The following is a 20,132-nucleotide window of genomic DNA, read 5'->3' on the forward strand; positions in this document are numbered from 1 at the left end:
AATTAGTTCTTTTGGAGCAACACCCTGAAATGGAGCTCATCAATACTTTTTAATTCCTTAATTAACTCGTCAGTTGGATCTATAGTGAACTTTCTGCTGAGCATTTCCAGATTAATGGCTCGGTTTTCATAAACGCCAACCAATGACATTTTCAGCAAAGACTTGCCTGGAAACTTTTCAGCAATTCGCTCAACCTCATCTACAATAATTGCATTTACATCCTCTAAGCGCATTTTCAGTTCCAGGCCTTTGGTCATTTTTTCACGAATTTCACTTAAGTGCTCTATGTTTTGAATTTTAAATTCTAATTCTTCACTATTCCATCGGTTTTGAATATTACCAGTGAGGTATAAAAACCAGCCTTTTTCTAGCATTGGCTTGAATTTCAGGTAATCTTGAGAGAAGAGGTAGAAGGTATAGTTGTCGTTAAAATCTTCTAACGTGAATTGACCGAAAGGATTACCTTTTTTAGAGGTTCGATGCTGAACATCACTTACAATGCCACCGATTCGAACGTCTCTGCCCTGCAGTTTTTCAGGCTCGGAGAGTTGATGGATTCCGGCATTTGTTAAATGATCCATTTCAAATTTGAATTGATTCAATGGATGACCAGAAATGTAGAGTCCTACCATTTCCTTTTCAATATTGAGTTTCTCAATATCACCGTAAGGCTCAATTCTACCAACTTTTGGTTGAGTAATATCTGTGCCAGAGGCACCACCAAATAGAGAAGACTGATTGCTAGCTTCTTCCTCTTGCATCCGGTTGGCATAACGAATAGATTTTTCAATTAGGGAAGATCCTTCAGCATCAGGCTCGACATATTGGCGTCTGTGAAATTCTTCAAAGCAATCAAATCCACCTGCCTTAGCCAGGCTTTCAAATGACTTCTTATTGACAGTTCGAAGGTTTACGCGCTTCGCAAAATCAAAAATGTTGGAAAATGGTCCATTTTCGTCACGTTCTTCGATAATTGCCTGGACAGCCGATTCTCCAGTACCTTTAATGGCGCCCATCCCAAAGCGGATTTCACCTTCAGCGTTTACAGCAAAGTCTTTAGCAGATTCATTGACATGTGGACCTAGAACTTTTATCCCACGATTTTTGCACTCTTCCATGAAGAAGCTCACCTTGTCGATACTACTCTGATTGTGAGTAAGCACTGCAGCCATATATTCAGCAGGGTAGTTGGCTTTGAAATAACCGGTATGATATGCCACCACTGAATAGCAGGTACTGTGAGATTTGTTAAAAGCGTATGCTGCGAACGCTTCCCAATCGGTCCACACCTTTTCAAGCTTATCTTCAGGATGTCCTTTTGCCTTAGCCTGTTCAATGAATTTAGGCTTCATTTCATCCAGCACATCACGCTTCTTCTTACCCATTGCTTTACGCAATACATCAGCTTCACCTTTGGTAAAACCTGCCAATGACTGAGATAGAAGCATTACCTGCTCTTGATAGACAGTGATGCCATAGGTCTCTGCCAGGTATTCCTCCATTTCTGGAACATCATAAGTAATAGGTTCCTTTCCGTGTTTTCTGGCGATGAAGTTGGGTATGTATTCCATTGGCCCTGGACGATAAAGGGCGTTCATGGCAATCAAATCTTCGAACTTATCAGGTTTTAGGGCGCGAAGGTGCTTTTGCATGCCCGGTGACTCAAACTGGAAGGTTCCATTTGTTTCACCTCGTTGGTATAATTCATAAGTGGTCTGATCATCCAGAGGAATCTCATCAATGTCTATTTTTATTCCATGACGTTTCTCCACATTCTCCACAGCCGACTTAATAATGGACAAGGTCTTCAATCCTAAAAAGTCCATCTTGAGCATCCCTGCGGATTCTACTACACTGTTGTCAAATTGGGTGACAAGCAGATCAGAATCTTTGGACTTGGCGAGAGGGACAAATTTACTCATGTCATCAGGTGTGATGATTACACCGCATGCATGTATACCCGTGTTTCTAAGTGATCCTTCTAATACAACGGCCTGATTAAGCACCTGGGAGGGAAGATCTTTTCCTTTGCGCAAGTCCTCAAGCTCCTTTACTTCTTCGAAAACGGAAGTAAACTTTGCTCCAGGCCTTTCAGGGACTAGTTTGGCAATGGCATCAGTTTCTGGCAAAGGAAGCTCCATGACTCTTCCCGCATCTCTGATTGCTGATTTGGGTGCCATCGTTCCGTATGTGATAATCTGAGCCACCTGATCAAAGCCATATTTATCAATCACATACTTAATTACTTTTTCACGACCTTCATTGTCAAAGTCTATATCAATATCGGGAAGTGATACTCGATCAGGATTCAAGAAACGCTCAAAAAGGAGATCGTATGCAATTGGATCAACGTTGGTAATTCCGATGCAATAGGCAACTACTGATCCAGCCGCGGATCCTCTACCAGGTCCAACAGCTACACCCATTTCACGTGCTTTTGCAGTGAAATCTTGAACAATCAAAAAATATCCGGGATATCCAGTGTTCGCAATTGTCTCAAGTTCAAAATCAATGCGTTCACGGATTTCATCTGTAATCTCGTCGTAGCGTTTTTCTGCACCTTTATCTGTTAGATGTTTTAGATAGGCGTTTTCACCACGTTTGCCTCCATCTTTTTCATCTTCATGGTTAATGAATTGCTCAGGGATGTCAAATGCGGGGAGCAATACATCCCGTTCAAGGCTGTACGTTTCTACTTTATTTATCAGTTCTGTAATGTTCTCAATTGCATCCGGCAGGTCTCCGAATGATTCCTTCATTTCTTGCTGAGTTTTGAAGTAGTAGTTGTCGTTTGGCAGGCCAGGTCTGAACCCTCGGCCTCTACCAATCGGCGTGCTTTGCTTTTCGTTTTCTTTGATGCAAATCAATACATCGTGTGCTTTTGCGTCTTCACGATCCAGATAGAAATACTCGTTTACAGCAATAAGTTTGATGTCATGCTTTCTCGCAAAATCAACAAGAATTTCATTGAGTCTGTTTTCTTCTTCAAGTCCATGCCGATTGATTTCGAGATAGAAATTTTCGCCAAATAGCTCCTTCCAGTAAACGACCGCTTCTTCAGCCTGTGTTTCTCCCACATTCAAGACAAGATGTGGTATTTCTCCCCCAAGACTACCACTAAGTGCAATCAGATCTTCCTTGTATTCTTCAATGAGTGCTTTATCTATTCGAGGATAAAGACCATAGTTTCCTTCCTTGTAAGCTATTGAGCTAAGCTTGATGAGATTCTCATAACCTTTCTTTGACTTGGCTAGCAGTAGTTGTTTAAATCGCTTGTCGGGATTGTCTTTGGTGAATTGAAGTTTCAGCCTTTCTTCTGCCACATAAAATTCACATCCGATGATGGGTTTGATTCCTGCACCTTTAGCTGCTTTTACAAACTTAAAAGCTCCATACATGTTGCCTAGATCAGTCATGGCTACAGCCGGCATGTCATAGGCTTTGGCTTTGGCGATAATAGCTCCAACATCAGGTGTTGCTTGCAGTACCGAAAATTGTGAATGTCCATGCAGATGGCAAAAGACACCTTTTATGTCCTCGGCTTTTACTTCTTCGGTTCCTATTTTACCACTTGATTCTTCCCTTTTTGTTGCAAAATTCGCAGCATCCAAATTTGGAGCCTCATACGTGATATCATCAGGTTTAGTATCGTCGATGGTTGGAATGATGGATCTGCGGAGACATTCGAAAAATGCCCTGGCAGTTGCGTCTACATCATAGGCTGCATCATGTGCATCGGCGAATGGCTCTCCAAAAAGTTTTTCATAAAGCTCAATAAGCTTGGGTGATTTTAATCGGCCTCCGATACCTCCCTGTAACTGACAAAACTCCTTCGTGTCAAGCGAAGTATCAATATTTTTAGCGTCAGCTAGTAGGTTTTCTTTTTCTGTGCGTAGATATTCCGCTCCAATAATCTTGTTGTCAAATTCGATGTTGTGACCAACAAGAACTTCAGCTCGCTTAACATCTTCTGAAAAGATCTCAAGTACTTCAGCTAAATTTTCTCCAACCTCTAATGCACGCTTGGTTGAAATTCCATGAATTTTTTCAGCGTTAAATGGAATAGTGAAACCTTCCGGTTTGATGATATGATTACCTGTGGAAAGTAATTTCCCTGAATGATCATGCAATTGCCACGCAATTTGTACAAGCCGGGGCCAGTTTTCAAGCTCCTCAACTGGCGCTGTTTTGTTGTGTGGGAGTCCGGTAGTTTCAGTATCAAAAATGAGGTACATAGAGTGGCTTATATTCCTTCAAAATAACACAAAGCCTACCGATGTACTACAAAAAAAGCCCCGAAGAATCGGGGCTGTGGATAACTTGTTGATATGTGGTAAGAGAAACTACTATCATTCGTCCTTCAATGACTTGGCCGGATTGACTCTTGCCGCATTCCATGACTGGAAACTCATAGTGACCCATGCAATCACCAGAGCTATACTTCCAGCCAATAAGAAAATCATAAAATTGATATTGGTTCTATTTTCAAAATCTTGTAGCCACTCACTCATGAAGTAATAGGAGATGGGAGCTGCTATTAAGAAAGCGATTCCGACTAGTTTTAAAAACTCTTTAGAAAGTAGCGTAATGATGCTCATGATGGAAGCGCCTAACACTTTTCTTACACCGATTTCTTTTTTCCGTTGTTCGGCAGTGAAAGCAGCCAAACCGTAAAGCCCTAAACATGCAATAAATATTGCGAGGAAGGCAAATACACCGAAAATATTTCCAAGTTTTTGCTCACTTTCATACATGTCATTAAAGCGTTGGTCTAGAAAGCTGTATTCAAAAGGCTGTCCGGGTGCGAATTCAACCCATTTGTTTTCAAGGAAATCAATTGTAGCTGGAATATTTTCCGTGTCAACTTTAAGACTGAGGAATCCACGACTTCTTCCTAATTCAAATAGTAGCGGCTCAATGCTGTTTCTTAAACTTTGAAAATGAAAATTCTTTACTATACCAATCACTGTATAAGTTTCTACAATCGGGCTTTCTTGAGAGCTCCCATACGTTGATAGTTTTTTCCCTAGAGCATCATCCCATCCTAACCGAGCTACTGCTGCTTCATTTAATAAGATTGCAGAGCTATCACTTGGAAAATCTCTAGAGAAATCCCTTCCTTCTTTGATCTCAATGTCTAGCGTTTTTAGATAGTCATGATCGACTCTAAACTCACTAAAGACGTAACTTTCGTCCTTCGTAGGATTTGAACCTGGAAACCAAAGGTTGTTATTATTATTACTTGGCACAGGTAAAAATCCGGAAAGCGTGGCTGACTTGACATTCGCAAATTGTAACACTTCATTTTTGTACGACTCAGATTTATCACCCATCATCCACGGATTATGCACAAGTAGTACATGATCTTTAGAAAATCCTAGTTTCTTATTTTGGATGTAGGAGAGCTGCTGATAAACAATTGCGGTACCTATAATCATGATGATGCTCACGCAGAATTGAAGTACAACTAGTGTGCTTCTCAAGCCTCCTCCTTTTAGTCCGAGATTGAGTTTACCTTTTAAAACTTCTACGGGACGAAATTTTGAAAGAAAAAATGCCGGATAGCTTCCTGCCAGGAATCCAACAGTTATTAAAACTCCTAACATTATTAGAATAAAGTCAAATGAAAGCAGGCTATTAAATATCATCACTTTATCTGCCAAAGTGTTGAATTGTTCTAACAGTAAAAAGGAAAGCCCGTACGCTAACAAAATTGAAATGAAGGTGATCAAAAATGCTTCGGTTAAGAATTGCTTTCTTAGCTGACTTTTGTATGCACCCATCACTTTTCTTACACCGACTTCTTTTGCTCGTCCTGCTGATCGAGCAGTTGACAGATTCATGAAGTTGATACATGCTAAAATGAGGATGAAAAGGGCAATTGCTGTGAATATGAGCACGTATTTATAATCACCATTGGCGTCCAACTCCCCAAGTTTATCAGACTGAAGATGGATGTCTGTCAATGGGAATAAGAAGAATCCAGCACTGTTACCTGCTTCATAAAATTCTTCCATTGAGGCACCCATAAATTGCTCTATCTCCGGACCAATATACTTTTGAATGAGGTCTGGAAATTTGGCGGCAAGGGCCGCTGGATCTGATCCTTCCCGGAGTTTTAAGTAGGTGTTGAAATTAAAGCTCATCCAAAATGTTTGTTTTGCTTCTTCTCTACTCTCCATGCTTAGCATGATGTTATAATTGAAGTGCGAATTGGAAGGCATATCCTCAAAGACACCAGTAATTTCCCAATCTTCATCATTGTCCATTACCACTGTTTCCCCCAAAGGATCATCGTCGCCAAAGATTTTCTTAGCTGTTGATTGACTTATTACTAGTGTATTAGGTCTTTCCAGACATGTGTTTATATCACCCTTAATTAAGTTGAAATCCCAGAAGGTAAAGAAGTTTGCATCTACGAAAACAACGTCATCTTCATTGTAAGAATTATTTTCTGCTTTTTTCCTGATCGTCCAGTTTCCAGATCCGCGTAAACGTGTTGATTCTTCCACTTCAGGAAATTCTCGGGGCATGGTAGGGCCTGCTGGAGCACTGGCCAGCGCGGTTACAAATTCAGATCCATTGAGAACACCACTGAAGTCCATCCGGTAGATTCGATCTGCGTCTGAATGAAAGGTGTCGTAGCTCAATTCATCTACTACATAAAGTGATATCATCAGGAAGCAGGTCAGTCCAATTGACAGCCCCAGGATGTTTATCAAAGAGTAGAATTTGTGTTTAAATAAGTTGCGCAAGGCAACATTGAAATAATTCTTAAGCATGATTTTGAGTTTTGTCCTTTGAGTTAGTCTTAGTCCTGTTTTTTATCGTAGGATGATCTTGTCTACTCTATCCCACGGGACGTAAACTCGATCTCCATTTGTCTTAATGAGCATGCCAAGGTTTTTTTCACTCACATCCTGGCCGTCTTCCAGGGTGATCTTACTACCGTCTTTAAGCGTAATGTTGGCAGCGTATGAGCCTCTTGGAGTGATTTCTTTGATGTTGCTAAAAGGAATAATGAATTTGACATTGTCATCCTCGCCATTGAGCAATTCGAAGGTGTATTCCTCATCTAAATCATAAATGATCTCACCTGTGTGTTTGTCCCCATTGTCGACCACAACTGTTCCCATAATTTTTTCTGGTTTTGCAAAAGATCCATAGGATGGACCGCTGTTTGGAGCACTTTTAAACGTAACCCTATCAAATTCATCCCAATCGATATCAACACGGCCAAGTCCTTTTACAGTTACAATAATTCCTTTATTGTCGTCATCTACATCATTAGTCCCTCTCAAGTCAAGCATCCGTCCAGACTTAAGCTTGACCAAGCTACTACTGTAGCCATCGCGCTCAATTGACGCAATTTTATCAAAGGAAATTTCATAGTCGTCTCCATCTTCTTCGCCATCCAGCACATCGGTGCCTACGCGTTCGTCATGATCCCATTGGATGAATCCTGTAAATTCCCCCAGATCACAAACAACAGTTCCGTAGAGTGGTTCGCCAAATTTTTCTGCAAGTTTGGATGGGGTAGGAAGGAATTCGATTCGATCTAAATTGCTCCATGAAAGTCTGACATTCCCTAGCTCCTTATCTAGAATGGTGATTTTCGCTCCAACATCGTTGTATCCACTGCCATCGACTTGCACATAATCTCCATTTTTTAGCTCCACTTCTACACGATTATTAGATCTTATTCTAAGAGATTTTAGGTTGCCAAATTCTGCTGAAAACTCGTGAACGAATCGTCCATCGTTATCCTCATCCCAGGAAATATTTACAAATCTTGAAATGATGTTGTCGCTTCTGTCATTGTATCGATCTTCGAGCTCATCTATCTCCCGATTGGTGAGGTAGTCGAGATTTTTGTTTTCTTTTTTTGAAGCATTGAACATATCTGTCCAGTATACTTCCTCTTTGCCCCATCTCAGAGGTCCTTCATAAGTATCACCATCTTCTGTGGTGACCCGCCCATAGATAAATCCGTCATCTTGAGCTTCTGCAGCAAGAAATAGCATGGATGCTAAAACTGTCCCCGATAATTTTAGGTAATTAGCAAATCGTGTCATAAGTATTTGAGTTATAGGTTTTCCTTTTTTCATTTGATGCTACCTAAAGACAAAAGGTTGCACCAAAGGTTAACGTTTGTATTGTATAGTACTTGTTAATGCATAGTACAACGAACAATAAAAGCCTTGGTTACGATTCATGTGAGATTTATCCCTGAAATGAAAAGCCGGATGTGTTAGATTATTTCTGAAACAGTTTCAACTTTATTCGAAATTTTAACTTGTTTCCTTGACGTACAGATGGAAATAATCATTGAGTGGGCAGGATGAAGCTATATTTTTAGCCATTTCAAGAGACTCGGCAGATACCAATACAAAGCCTGCTATTAGTTCTTTTGCTTCTACAAAAGGACCGTCTGTGGTAACACTGTTTTTACTTGGGATTAGCTCACCAGCCTCTAAAGAAAGCCGTCTTGCGGTCACATGTTGTTCACCAAGTTTTTCTGCCCATTTGCCATATTCTTGAATGCAATGTTGTTCTTCGGTAGAGGAGAGTCCTTGCTCATTTTGAGCAGCTATTAGGATTAGGAATTCTTTCATAGTAATATGACGTTTGGGTGATGAATTGTTGGACTATTCAATAATACCAATGATAAGGTTGTTTCCATCAGGATTAAAATTACCGTCTCGATCATAAGCTCCCCAAGGACTGTTTACAATATAAAATAACCTACTACCAACCCACGTACCCTGAGTGGGTTCACCAAGTTGCCCTCCTTGCCCCAGAACTTCCTTGGCAATAATTTCTTTTCCGTTTTTAGAAAGCTCATAGCGAACGACACGATTGGGATTCGTTCCATTATGAAGTCCTATTAATGTCCCGTTATCGAAGTAAAGTCCATCAATTCCTTTTATTAGTACATCATCAGCAGCTATTTCCAACTTCTCTGCTTTCTTAGACTCAAGGTCTATCAGACAAATTCCATCTATGTAATCACTTATATAGATTGCGTTTTGGGTTTTATTTAAGGTAAGTCCTTGCAGGTTAAAGGCAGTTTTAGATAGGTCAACAAAAATTTCGAGTTTTCCTTGCTTGTTGCTAATCCAATAAAGTTTATTGGCAGTTCCATCTGAGATGTAAACATTCCCGGCATCATCCGATATCAGATCTCCGAAATTGTGACCGCCTGGTAATGCATATGTTTCGAGAAGCTCCCCACTTTTAAGATCATATTTTAGTACGCTGGCAAAGCCTTCTTCATTCTGATCAAAGTCTTCATAAAAATTCATAGCGGAAGTACATGCCCACAGTATTTTTTCATCTTTTGAGGTCTCCAGACCCATAACTGACCATGAATTTTTTGGCGAATCAGCCCAAAGTTGTGGCTCTTTACCTTCTTCAATTTTCCAAATACTACCATCCCTCACACCACCTATAAAAAACGCTTTTTGTTTATCAGAATACGTGATAGATTCAGGATGTGCGTAAAGCAGTGGAACCTCTATTGACTTCCCTAAGTTTAGCGTTTTGGTTAATTGAATTTGCTTCTCTCGAATTTGTGCAAAGGCTGGAAGATCAATGATGGATGCAAAGTCTTTATCCTCAGTAAAATCTTGTGTAGCATCCATCAAGATGTATTTTTTTAACACGTTCAAAGACATCTTTTGATTACCTGTTAATGCATATCCACCCGCTAAGTTGTATACAACTGCGGGATAGTTAGGACGCATGGTGTCAATAGTAAACATTTTCTCTCTGAATAGCTCATAGTTCTTCTCTTCGTAAGCTTTTACTCCTTCTTGATAGAGTTCTCTTAAGCTTTGAGTTGTGCCGATGAATGTGGATATGGTGAGTAGTAAATATATTATTTTCCGCATAGTTCTTGTCGATTACACTCCCACAACAGACTTATTCGGTTATACCATTAGCCACTTGTAAAAATGATTAGAACTCTATCTTAAAATCGAATTTTTCACCATTTCGATCAACGATGACAATCGTTTCATCACCTTTTTCAAAGGTGGATAGCGCACGCATGTAGCTCATCATGTCAGAAACGATACTGTCTCCTAGCTGTACAACAATATCTCCTTTTTTAATACCAGCCATGATAGCAGGTTTATCCTCGCTTACTCCATCTATCCTCATCCCAGTGCCGTCAAACATGTAATCAGGAACAACACCTAAAGTCACAGTAAATCGAGGGTTATCGGATTGATCTTTAGTTTTAGTAAAGGCAATCTTTTCATCATCGTCCATGAGCACAATCATGCGTTCAATCAATGATGCAACCTTCAGAATTCCTTGCATATTAATTTTCTCCATATCGTCACCAGGCTTGTGATAATCTTCATGCTGACCGGTAAAAAAATGTAATACAGGGATGTCTTGTAAATAGAAAGAAGTGTGATCAGAAGGCCCTACCCCTGATTCGCTTTTGATTAGTTTGAGACTATCTGCATTCACCTCATCAAGAAGCCAGTTCCAAATAGGAGATGTTCCTGTTCCATTTGTAGCTAATCCTTTTTCTTCATCTAATCGACCCACCATATCCATGTTGATCATAAAGTTTACTTTCGATAAATCTATCGTCGGATTTTTGGTGAAGTAATTAGAGCCCCAAAGCCCTTTTTCCTCACCAGATATTCCAATAAACAGAACATCCCGGTTCAGTTCTTTTTTTGCAAGCACCCTCGCTAAATGCATCATTGCTGCCACGCCACTGGCATTGTCGTCGGCTCCATTATGAATTGCTCGATCTCCTCTGTGTAGTGAGGAAAAATCACCCATTCCCAAATGGTCATAGTGAGCACCTATCACCACAAGTTCATCACCTGGATTATCAATTATTCCAATCACATTATATCCGGTTATTCCATTTAATCCACTTTCTTCGGAAGGTTGAGCATGGGGATTGTCTGGATCGCTTACAAAAAAAGACTGTAAATAACCATTCGATCCTTTGGGTTGAAGGTTTGCATTCTGGAATTGATTGACAATGTAATCAGCAGCCATTTTCTCACCTTCAGTACCTACTTCTCTTCCAGACAATGAGTCACTAGCGAGCACTTTAATATCTTGCTCAATCTGTTTCTCAGGATCATAAGAATCTGTTTGTTCACAGTTTGTAAACATGAGGAAGGGCAATAGAAAAGATAGATACTTTTTCATATTTGATTTGTGAGTTACTTTCGCAGGCTAAAGATACCAACCCATGAAGAACTTTACGATTATTTCAATTTTACTGGTAGCATTTTCATGTACTCGACCTAATAAGCCTGAAGGCGAAACAGCTACAGTAGATTCACTGAAATATGAAAATGAAGTTCATCTTAAAAATGTTCGTCAATTAACATGGGGTGGGAACAATGCTGAGGCATATTGGAGCTTTAGCGGCGAAAGTCTAGTGTTTCAATCGGACTTTGCAGAATGGGGTGTCGAATGTGACCAAATCTTTACTTTGAGCGTTGCAAATTCAGAAAAAGGCAAGCAACCCCCAATGGTAAGTACTGGCTTAGGAAGAACTACTTGTGCGTACTTTTTGCCTGGAGATTCTTTGATTGTTTATGGATCGACACATTTGGCTGACAGCCTATGTCCGGCGGTGCCAGCTCGCAGTACGGGCAAGTATGTATGGCCAATCTATGAAGGATACGACATTTTCGTCGCGAATTTGGAAGGTGAAATTGTTAGCCAGTTGACAAGTGAGGTAGGGTATGATGCAGAAGCAACAGTATCTCCAAGCGGTGATAGAATAATCTTTACGTCTACTCGATCTGGCGATTTGGAATTGTATACCATGAATTTGGATGGATCAGATGTTGTGCAAATCACGGATGAATTAGGATACGATGGCGGTGCATTTTTCTCTCCGGACGGAAGTGAAATAGTATGGAGAGCTTCTCGTCCACAAACTGAGGAGGAAATTACAGAGTATAAAGAATTACTAGAGCAAGGGCTTGTTCAACCAACTGAAATGGAATTGTATATGGCAAATGCCGATGGATCTGATGCAAGGAAGATTACTAGCTTGGGGAATGCAAACTGGGCTCCATTCTTCACGCCGGATGGGAGTAAAATACTTTTTTCTTCTAATCACGCGTCTGAAAGAGGATTTCCGTTCAATTTATTCATGGTGAACTTGGATGGAACTGAACTTGAGCAAGTTACATTCGATGACACTTTCGATTCGTTTCCAATGTTTAGTCCAGATGGTAAGTATTTGGTCTGGGCTTCCAATAGAAATAATGGAGGAACCAGAGATACTAATCTATTCGTTGCCGAGTGGATAGATTAAAAAAAATCCCAACCGAAATGGTTGGGACTTAAATCAATTTTTCGTTTTCATTATTCCTCAAGTGTAACTTTCCGTTCTACCCTATTAAAAGGTCCAGGAATTAGATTTCCATCAGCATCTAGTAATTCTAGCTTTATGGAAACCTGACCCATTGGCAGTCCTTCAATATAGTATGGCGCCCACTCATCAATCATAAATTCATTTCCGTTTACTGTAGCTCTAACCTTGTTTCCTTCAGGAGAAAGCCCGGTATTAAGTAAATAAAAATCTAGCATCACTTTATCAGTATCTGCTCCTTTGTAAGTGCCTTTTGGCCTACTATAAAAAAGGTGTGGAGCTGTTAAATCAGCTGCATCAGCTTCAATATCGCCTACAGTTAGATTCTCAACATAATATGCTCCCTCGCTTTTTACGCTTTCGTGATATGATCTGGAAAGAAATGCAAGAACAACATAATTCCCTTCATCCAACATGTCGTCTACACCTGGCATGTAATGCGCTGCGTATGGGCCATTGTTCACGATGTAGTGAATGTGCTGGCCTTTCCCTGAATTAGCGATTCCTCGCGTGTCGGCACCTTCTGTTGGTACGCCTAGCTCATAATTTTGTACATTGAACGTATAATTTAGGACAAAGCCTGTATCGGTTTCAGTAGTGTTTGATGATATTTTAAGGAGTTGTGCATCCGGATATTCAGGTGATGAAGGCGCTTTAGTTAATGTAATGTTAGGTTTCAATTCCATTTTGTCCGAACTCGCGTCTGCGCTCTCTTCGGATTTCTGTGATGTAGTGCAAGAAAACATCGCAGAAGTAATGAATAGGATAGCTAAGGATTTTAATGTGTTAGTTTTCATAATTTGCTTAATTCTTATTCTTAAAGTTAGTTGTAAATTTTGTTCCTGTCATTCTATAATGGAATCAGATTGTAGACTTGTTGTAACACTCATAAATGTCAGTCAGCAATGAGAAGAATATTTGTTACTATTTTGACTTGCCTAATCTCAATTCCAGTCTTTTGTCAGATCGGCTTCACTATTCCGGTAGATTCTGGTAAAGTGGAGATACCTTTTGAACAGTCAAATAACCTAATCATAATTCCTGTCACCTTTAACAAAAAAGTAATACTGAAGTTCATTTTAGATACTTCCGTAGAATACAGTATACTTTCACAAAAGTCCGTAGGCGATCAACTTGGTATGAATTACATGCGCAAGGTCCAACTTGGAATTGTCAATGGAAAGCCAAGTTTTGGATATTCTGCAAATGGAGTCCAACTCTCTATTGGAGCGGCTACCACTAGTACGAATCATTCGATGTTGGTTTTAGAAAATGATTTTATGAATCTTTCGAATGTAGCAAGAACGACTGTTCATGGTGTCATTGGTTATGATTTGTTTGGACCTTTCGTAGTTCATTTAGACCATTCTAAAAGTAAGCTTGTACTTCATCCGAAATCTAATTTCGAACCTCCCAAGGGATATGATGAAGTGCAAATTGATGTCGTAGCCAGGAAGGCTTTTTTACCGGCTGAAATTGTATTTGAAAACTGGGATAAGGAAATCAAAAAGTTTCAAATTAAAACAGGTGCTACTCACACGGTTCTCTTTAATAGCGACTCGAATCTTTTTCACTTGCCAGCGAGGAAATTAGAAATCCCTCTTGGAATGGGTCCAGCGGGACCGATTGAAGGATATGTTGGACGAGTGCGAGAATTGAAAATAGGGGATGATGAATTTGAAGACGTTATCGCTTCTTTTACCAAAAACGAAGTAGGCAATAGTAAAGAAACCGGATCCATTGGAATGGGTATTTTATCTCGATTTGATATGCTGGTAGATTTTTCAGGAAGTAAATTATATCTCAGAAAAAACCGCGAGTATGGAAAATCATTTGAATATGATCTAAGCGGCATGCGGGTTGACGCGGAAGGAGAGAATAATTTTCGAGTAACTCATGTAATTGCCAGTTCACCGGCGGCAAAAGCAGGAGTGCAGGTAGGTGATCGGGTCTTGAGTATACAAGGTGAATACCTAACCAATGAAAACCTTAACAAATTGCTGAGGTTGTTACTTGAAAAGGAGGGAAAACGAATTCGACTTGAGATAGATCGAAGTGGTCAGAAGCTGGAGTTTTCCTTTTCGCTTGTACGATTGATATAAGAAAGCCCGGACCTAAATCCGGGCTTTATCACTTTTGATAGTTAATTCTTAGTTATCACTTTTAAGAAAGTTTCTCAACACATAGTTGAGGATTCCACCATGCTTATAGTATTCTACATCCACTCCTGAATCCAATCTTACCAACGCTTTAAATTCAACCTTAGAGCCATCTTTCTTAGTAGCAGTTACGTCTACTAATTTACCTGGAGTTAGATTAGTTGAGATTCCGGTGATGTCATACGTTTCCTCACCAGTCAACCCAAATGTATCTTGGGTTTCTCCTTCTTGAAACTGTAGTGGTAATACACCCATGCCCACAAGGTTAGACCTGTGGATACGTTCATAGCTTTCAGTAATCACTGCTTTTACTCCCAGCAATTGAGTCCCCTTGGCGGCCCAATCTCTGGAAGATCCTGAACCGTATTCTTTACCACCAATAACGACCAGTGGAGTTCCCGCTTCCTGATATTTCATGGATGCATCGAAAACGGGCATCTCTTCGCCGGTTGGAATGTACTTCGTCCACCCACCTTCTCGCGATGCGAGCTTATTCTTAATTCGAACATTTGCGAATGTTCCCCTCATCATCACTTCATGGTTTCCTCGTCTGGAACCATAAGAGTTGAAGTCTTTCTTCTCTACACCATTGTTTACCAGATATTGTCCGGCAGGATGTTCAGGTAGGAATTTGCCCGCTGGAGAAATGTGATCTGTAGTTACCATGTCTCCTAATTGGAGAAGAACATTTGCACCCCTGATGTCATTAGGCTCTGGAACTTCTTCAGACATATCATCAAAGAATGGAGCTTCCTGTATGTAGGTAGATTTTGGATCCCAATCGTAGGTTTGACCTTTTGGAGCATTTAGTGCTTTCCAGGTTTCATCTCCATCAAATGCTGTTGCATATGTTTTAGCGTAATCTTCCGGTGTTACCACCTTGCTCATCACCTCATTGATTTCAGCATTGGAAGGCCATATATCTTTAAGATAAACTGGATTCCCATTTTGATCGGTACCAAGTGAATCATTGTTCATATCAAAATCCATCGTACCTGCAATCGCATAAGCCACAACAAGCATTGGAGAGGCAAGGAAGTTCATTTTAATGTTTGCATGAATTCTTGCTTCAAAATTTCTATTTCCGGAAAGCGCTGAACAAACAACCATGTCATTATCAATCACTGCCTTTTGTACTTCAGGAATCATGTCACCAGAGTTTCCAATACAAGTGGTGCATCCGTATCCTACAACATAGAATTTCAATGCTTCCAATTCCTTTAGTAAATAAGATTTTTCAAGATATTCAGTTACAACTCGTGATCCAGGAGCTAAAGAAGTCTTAACCCAAGGCTTTACCTGAAGGCCTTTTTCCAGCGCTTTTTTAGCAACAAGTCCTGCACCAAGCATCACGCTTGGATTGGAGGTATTGGTACATGAAGTGATCGCAGCAATCACAACATCAGCTTCGTTTAATGTGAAGTCACCATAATCTCTTGTCTTAATTTCTATGCTTTGCCTTTTAGACTTGTACTCATCCAGAAGCTTGCTCATTTGAGGCTTCGCATTTCTTAGCAAGATCTTATCCTGTGGCCTTTTCGGTCCAGAGATGGTTGGCTCTACCGTGTCAAGATCAAGTTCTATTACATCTGTATATTCAATCTGAGCACTATCGTCTCTCCATAACATATTCTCTTTGGCATATGCTTCCACCATATCAATATGGGCAGCTGGACGATTCGTCTTGCGCATATAGTCAAGTGTTTGGCTATCGATTGGCCAATGTGTATCAGTGCATCCAAACTCTGGAGACATGTTTGAGATAGTCGCTCTATCCGTAACAGCAAGATTGGCAAGTCCTGGTCCGAAAACCTCAACTATTTTACCAACAACTCCATAATCTCTGAGGAGGCGGGTGATGGTGAGCACAAGATCAGTTGAAGTATTACCTTCTTTCATCTTTCCAGTGATCTTTAATCCAATTACTTGCGGCAGGATCATATAGATAGGTTGTCCAAGCATTGCTGCTTCCGCTTCAATACCTCCAACACCCCATCCGAGAACGCCAATACCATTTACCATCGGTGTGTGAGAGTCGGTTCCCACGAGTGTGTCAGGAAACAAGTACCCATTTCTTTCGATTACACCCTTTGCTAAATACTCAAGGTTGACTTGGTGGCAGATTCCCATTCCCGGAGGCACAACAGAGAAGTTTGTGAATGCCTGCTGTCCCCATTTCAACAGTTTATATCGTTCCTCATTTCTTTGATACTCCAGATCAACATTTTTTTGGTACGAGTCTGCTTTACCGAAGTGATCTACCACTACTGAGTGGTCTATTACCATATCTGCCGGCACAATTGGGTTTGTTTGAGCAGTATCTTTTCCTTTGGCTGCTACAGCAGCTCTAATGGAAGCAATATCAACAACCGCTGGAACTCCTGTGAAATCTTGCATCAGCACCCTTGCTGGGCTGTAAGGAATATCTTTAACACCGGCAGTTTCCTTCCAATTTAGAATGGTGTTTACATGCTCTTCTGTGACGGCAAAAGCATCATAGTTCCGGATAGTATTTTCAAGAAGAATTCGAATGGAATAAGGGAGCTTATTTACAACGTCTTCTTTTTTAGCCAGTTCTCTAAGGCTGAAATAGTTGTGGGTGCCAAGTTGGGTAGAGAGTTGTTTTTCGATTCCGAGAAAATCTTGAGGCATATGTTTAATGATTTAAGATTAATAAATGATCCTCCTCATGAGGGCCGACAAAGATAATTGATTTAGCTATTGCTTCATGCAATTGTTTTAAACAACATAAAATAGCAAAGATTAGATCACGTTTTTGGAAAGAAACTCCATGGTATCCACATCATCTGCGTAATCCCATAGTTCTGGACGCTGTGCTTTACCAAAAGGGATAAAGCCTTTTCCGACAATACATTGTATTTTCTCTGTGCGTGAATCCAGGATGGATTTTAGATTTTCCAATGAATCATACGCTTGATGAAATAATACACTGGTTGGAGAAACTAATTCATCTGTTGAATTGACAAGGAGAAAGCCAGTATCTAAATGCGGTGTCTTATTCACCAGATAGATGGATTTATAATAATCGTAGTTATTTCTGTACTTGTTATGATTGGCCACATCCTGAAACTTCTCAAAATGCGGGAAAGCTTTTTTAAAATCATAGCTTTTTGGAGTGAATACCTTGGATACATTTCTACATCCGAGTCCAAAATATGAAAAGATATCTTCACCAAGTGCTTCGAGCTCTTCCTTGCTTTCTTTTCCATTTAGAATGGCTACAGAGGTTCTGTTTTTTCTTATAATGCTAGGAATATCTTTAAAATAGTATTCGAAGTAGCGAGCTGTATTGTCACTGCCTGTTGCAATTACTGCATCTATATTGGTTAACTTTTCTCTAATCTCGATATTCTTCTTAAAACGCGGCTCAACCTCAATGATCCAATCAACTATTTGTTGAGTTAGGATTTTATCCTCACTGCTGGGCTTTACGGCAACAAAGTGCCCGGTAATCAAAACGGCAAGTAGGTCGTGAAACCCTACTAATGGAATATTGCCTGCCATTACAATGCCCACCACCTTTGGTGTAATATGCTCAAGGTTGTAGCGTCCTACCCATTCATATAGCTTGTGCTCTTCAAGCATAAAGCTGATGCCTTCGAGCGCATTTCTCACACTTTCGTATGAAAACCAGCCATTTTGGGATTTAGCAGATGACGCTAATTGCTGTACTTCAGTGTCTGTGAGTAGAGTTATTTTCTCTCCAAGTTTAGCAAATGCACCTATTTTGTCTTGAATATTCATAAAAATTTGAAATTGTCTGTATTGCCGGTTGGGCTGCAAACTTATTGCGATTAATTTTGTTCCCTCATTTAGAACACGATAAAAAAGCGTTTTTCTATGGCAATAATGATCACCGATGAATGTATCAACTGTGGTGCATGTGAACCCGAATGTCCAAATACGGCAATCTACGAAGGTGGAGTTGAGTGGAAGTGGGCCGATGGCACCGACCTGAAGGACATTGAAATGGAAGATGGATCCAAGGTGGATGCCAAAGAAATCCAAGAACCGGTTTCTGACGAGTTCTACTACATCGTCCCTGGAAAGTGCACAGAGTGTACAGGATTTCATGAAGAACCGCAATGTGCTGCTGTTTGTCCCGTAGACTGTTGTGTACCAGATCCCGATTATGAAGAGACAGAAGAAGAGCTTACAGCTAAAAAAGAATGGCTACACCTCTAAGAGAGGTTTAACGCATTTTCTTTCGCTTTATAAGGTAGGCTCCAAGAACCTTATCAAATGAATCATTGGTGTTAACTGGAACAAAATCCACTTTCATCATACCACATTTGATTTTTAAATCTTGATAAAATTTGGTCATCTCTTTTTTATATAGATCTTTTACTTCATGTGGATTGACTTTTACAGTTTCCTTTGTCTCAAGGTCAATAAATTTGTAAGGTCGATCTTCAAATTCAAAATTGAGTTCACTTGAGTAATCGGAAACATGGAAGAGAATGACCTCATGTTTGTTGTGTTTCAAATGTTGAAGTGCATTCAATAAGTCTTCCTCATTATCATTTTGAAACATGTCTGAGAAAATTACTACCAAGGATCGCCTGTGTATCTTATCAGCCATTTGGTGAAGTACTGAGCTGATATCTGTTTTGGATTCAGGTGTTATTTTCTCCAACTCAGAAAGTTTGGAGAGAATGGTATTTAAATGAGCTTTTGTACTTCTAAGGTCTGTTTCTTCCTCGATTTTGTCAGAAAAAACGGATAAACCAACCACATCTCTTTGCTTGGTGAGTAAGTAAGACAGGGCAGATGCTGCAAAAACTGAAAACTTTAACTTGTCTTTTCCGGGAGTTGGATAATGCATAGAAGCCGAATTATCTACCAAAATCCGACATCTTAAATTAGTTTCTTCTTCATATTGCTTGGTGTAAAGCCTATCCGTTCGTGAAAAGACCTTCCAATCAATATGCCGTGTACTTTCACCATGATTGTAGAGTTTGTGCTCAGCAAATTCAACTGAAAAACCATGATATGGGGATTTATGAAGGCCTGTGATGAACCCATCCACCAGCTGTTTCGCTATTAAACCAAGGTTGTCATATTGATTAATTTCTGAAATGTTTGTTGTCATAATTGAATTATCAAGAGCTAATCATTGATTGATTTTGCAGATAAAAAAGATAATGCCGTATATTTAGCCCGATTTTAGCAAAAAAAACTAACACCTAACACAAATTTTAAGCAAGTGGAAGATAATAACGAAAAAGGAAGAGACGAGATCTATTCAGAGAGAGTAAAAGCGGGAAAACGTACGTACTTTTTTGATGTGAAAGCGACACGATCAAACGATTATTACCTAACAATTACAGAGAGTAAGAGAAAACCTAAAGATGATGGTTTCTTTTATGAAAAGCATAAAATATTCTTATACAAAGAAGATTTCAACAAATTTGTGGACGCACTAAATTCCACCGTGAATCACGTGAAGGAAGAATTGTTGCCAGAGGTAGACTTCACACAGTTTGATAGAGATAATGATGAAGGACAACAAGCAGTAACAAGTGGGGAAGTTTCTGATTCTGACTCTGATCTAAAGTGGGATTAATAAAGTAATTTTAAGA

The 20,132-nt window shown here is 39.9% G+C and carries 14 protein-coding genes; 4 read left to right on the top strand and 10 right to left on the bottom strand.

What is annotated here, in order from left to right; all coding sequences use genetic code 11:
• Window positions 1-2: 2 nt before the first annotated feature.
• The 6 genes from dnaE to ABJG98_RS04740 all read right to left on the bottom strand — a co-directional run bounded on the left by dnaE (window position 3) and on the right by ABJG98_RS04740 (window position 11,187).
• Window positions 3-4,235, bottom strand: a complete 4,233-nt coding sequence (gene dnaE, locus ABJG98_RS04715) for a DNA polymerase III subunit alpha (RefSeq protein ID WP_348278325.1) — start codon at window positions 4,233-4,235, stop codon at window positions 3-5.
• Between the two features lie 114 nt (window positions 4,236-4,349).
• Entirely contained in the window at window positions 4,350-6,782 is a 2,433-nt protein-coding gene (locus ABJG98_RS04720) for an ABC transporter permease (protein WP_348278326.1), read from the bottom strand.
• 42 nt (window positions 6,783-6,824) lie between these two features.
• Window positions 6,825-8,108 (bottom strand): hypothetical protein, encoded by a 1,284-nt coding sequence (locus ABJG98_RS04725; RefSeq protein ID WP_348278327.1) that lies wholly within the window; start codon window positions 8,106-8,108, stop codon window positions 6,825-6,827.
• 183 nt (window positions 8,109-8,291) lie between these two features.
• Entirely contained in the window at window positions 8,292-8,615 is a 324-nt protein-coding gene (locus ABJG98_RS04730) for a YciI family protein (protein ID WP_348278328.1), read from the bottom strand.
• Between the two features lie 33 nt (window positions 8,616-8,648).
• Window positions 8,649-9,893 (bottom strand): hypothetical protein, encoded by a 1,245-nt coding sequence (locus ABJG98_RS04735; protein WP_348278329.1) that lies wholly within the window; start codon window positions 9,891-9,893, stop codon window positions 8,649-8,651.
• 67 nt (window positions 9,894-9,960) lie between these two features.
• Window positions 9,961-11,187, bottom strand: coding sequence for a M20/M25/M40 family metallo-hydrolase (locus ABJG98_RS04740; protein WP_348278330.1), 1,227 nt, complete (start codon window positions 11,185-11,187; stop codon window positions 9,961-9,963).
• Window positions 11,188-11,230: 43 nt separating this feature from the next.
• Between ABJG98_RS04740 and ABJG98_RS04745 the strand changes: the two genes are divergently transcribed.
• Window positions 11,231-12,313 carry a hypothetical protein gene (locus ABJG98_RS04745; protein WP_348278331.1) on the top strand — a complete coding sequence of 361 codons (1,083 nt, stop codon included), beginning with the start codon at window positions 11,231-11,233 and terminating at the stop codon, window positions 12,311-12,313.
• A gap of 50 nt (window positions 12,314-12,363) precedes the next feature.
• Here ABJG98_RS04745 and ABJG98_RS04750 read toward each other — a convergent pair whose 3' ends face one another.
• Window positions 12,364-13,167 carry a phosphopeptide-binding protein gene (locus ABJG98_RS04750; RefSeq protein WP_348278332.1) on the bottom strand — a complete coding sequence of 268 codons (804 nt, stop codon included), beginning with the start codon at window positions 13,165-13,167 and terminating at the stop codon, window positions 12,364-12,366.
• Window positions 13,168-13,275: 108 nt separating this feature from the next.
• Between ABJG98_RS04750 and ABJG98_RS04755 the strand changes: the two genes are divergently transcribed.
• Window positions 13,276-14,472 (top strand): aspartyl protease family protein, encoded by a 1,197-nt coding sequence (locus ABJG98_RS04755; protein ID WP_348278333.1) that lies wholly within the window; start codon window positions 13,276-13,278, stop codon window positions 14,470-14,472.
• Window positions 14,473-14,520: 48 nt separating this feature from the next.
• On the opposite strand, the gene acnA is transcribed toward ABJG98_RS04755, so the two are convergent.
• On the bottom strand, window positions 14,521-17,181 hold the full coding sequence (acnA, locus tag ABJG98_RS04760; RefSeq protein ID WP_348278334.1) for an aconitate hydratase AcnA: 2,661 nt from the start codon (window positions 17,179-17,181) through the stop codon (window positions 14,521-14,523).
• Window positions 17,182-17,292: 111 nt separating this feature from the next.
• Window positions 17,293-18,294, bottom strand: coding sequence for an acyl-CoA reductase (locus tag ABJG98_RS04765; RefSeq protein ID WP_348278335.1), 1,002 nt, complete (start codon window positions 18,292-18,294; stop codon window positions 17,293-17,295).
• Between the two features lie 96 nt (window positions 18,295-18,390).
• Here ABJG98_RS04765 and ABJG98_RS04770 point away from each other — a divergent pair, with 96 nt between their 5' ends.
• Complete coding sequence (locus tag ABJG98_RS04770) at window positions 18,391-18,735, top strand: 4Fe-4S dicluster domain-containing protein (RefSeq protein ID WP_348278336.1); 345 nt, start codon at window positions 18,391-18,393, stop codon at window positions 18,733-18,735.
• 7 nt (window positions 18,736-18,742) lie between these two features.
• Here the strand turns inward: ABJG98_RS04770 and ABJG98_RS04775 are convergent, their stop codons facing one another.
• Window positions 18,743-19,642: a DUF58 domain-containing protein gene (locus ABJG98_RS04775; protein ID WP_348278337.1), complete on the bottom strand. Its 900-nt coding sequence runs from the start codon at window positions 19,640-19,642 to the stop codon at window positions 18,743-18,745.
• Between the two features lie 114 nt (window positions 19,643-19,756).
• Here ABJG98_RS04775 and ABJG98_RS04780 point away from each other — a divergent pair, with 114 nt between their 5' ends.
• Window positions 19,757-20,116: a DUF3276 family protein gene (locus ABJG98_RS04780; protein ID WP_348278338.1), complete on the top strand. Its 360-nt coding sequence runs from the start codon at window positions 19,757-19,759 to the stop codon at window positions 20,114-20,116.
• Window positions 20,117-20,132 lie beyond the last annotated feature (16 nt).

This window comes from Ekhidna sp. (assembly GCF_039960695.1).
In the GTDB taxonomy this organism is placed as follows: domain Bacteria; phylum Bacteroidota; class Bacteroidia; order Cytophagales; family Cyclobacteriaceae; genus Ekhidna.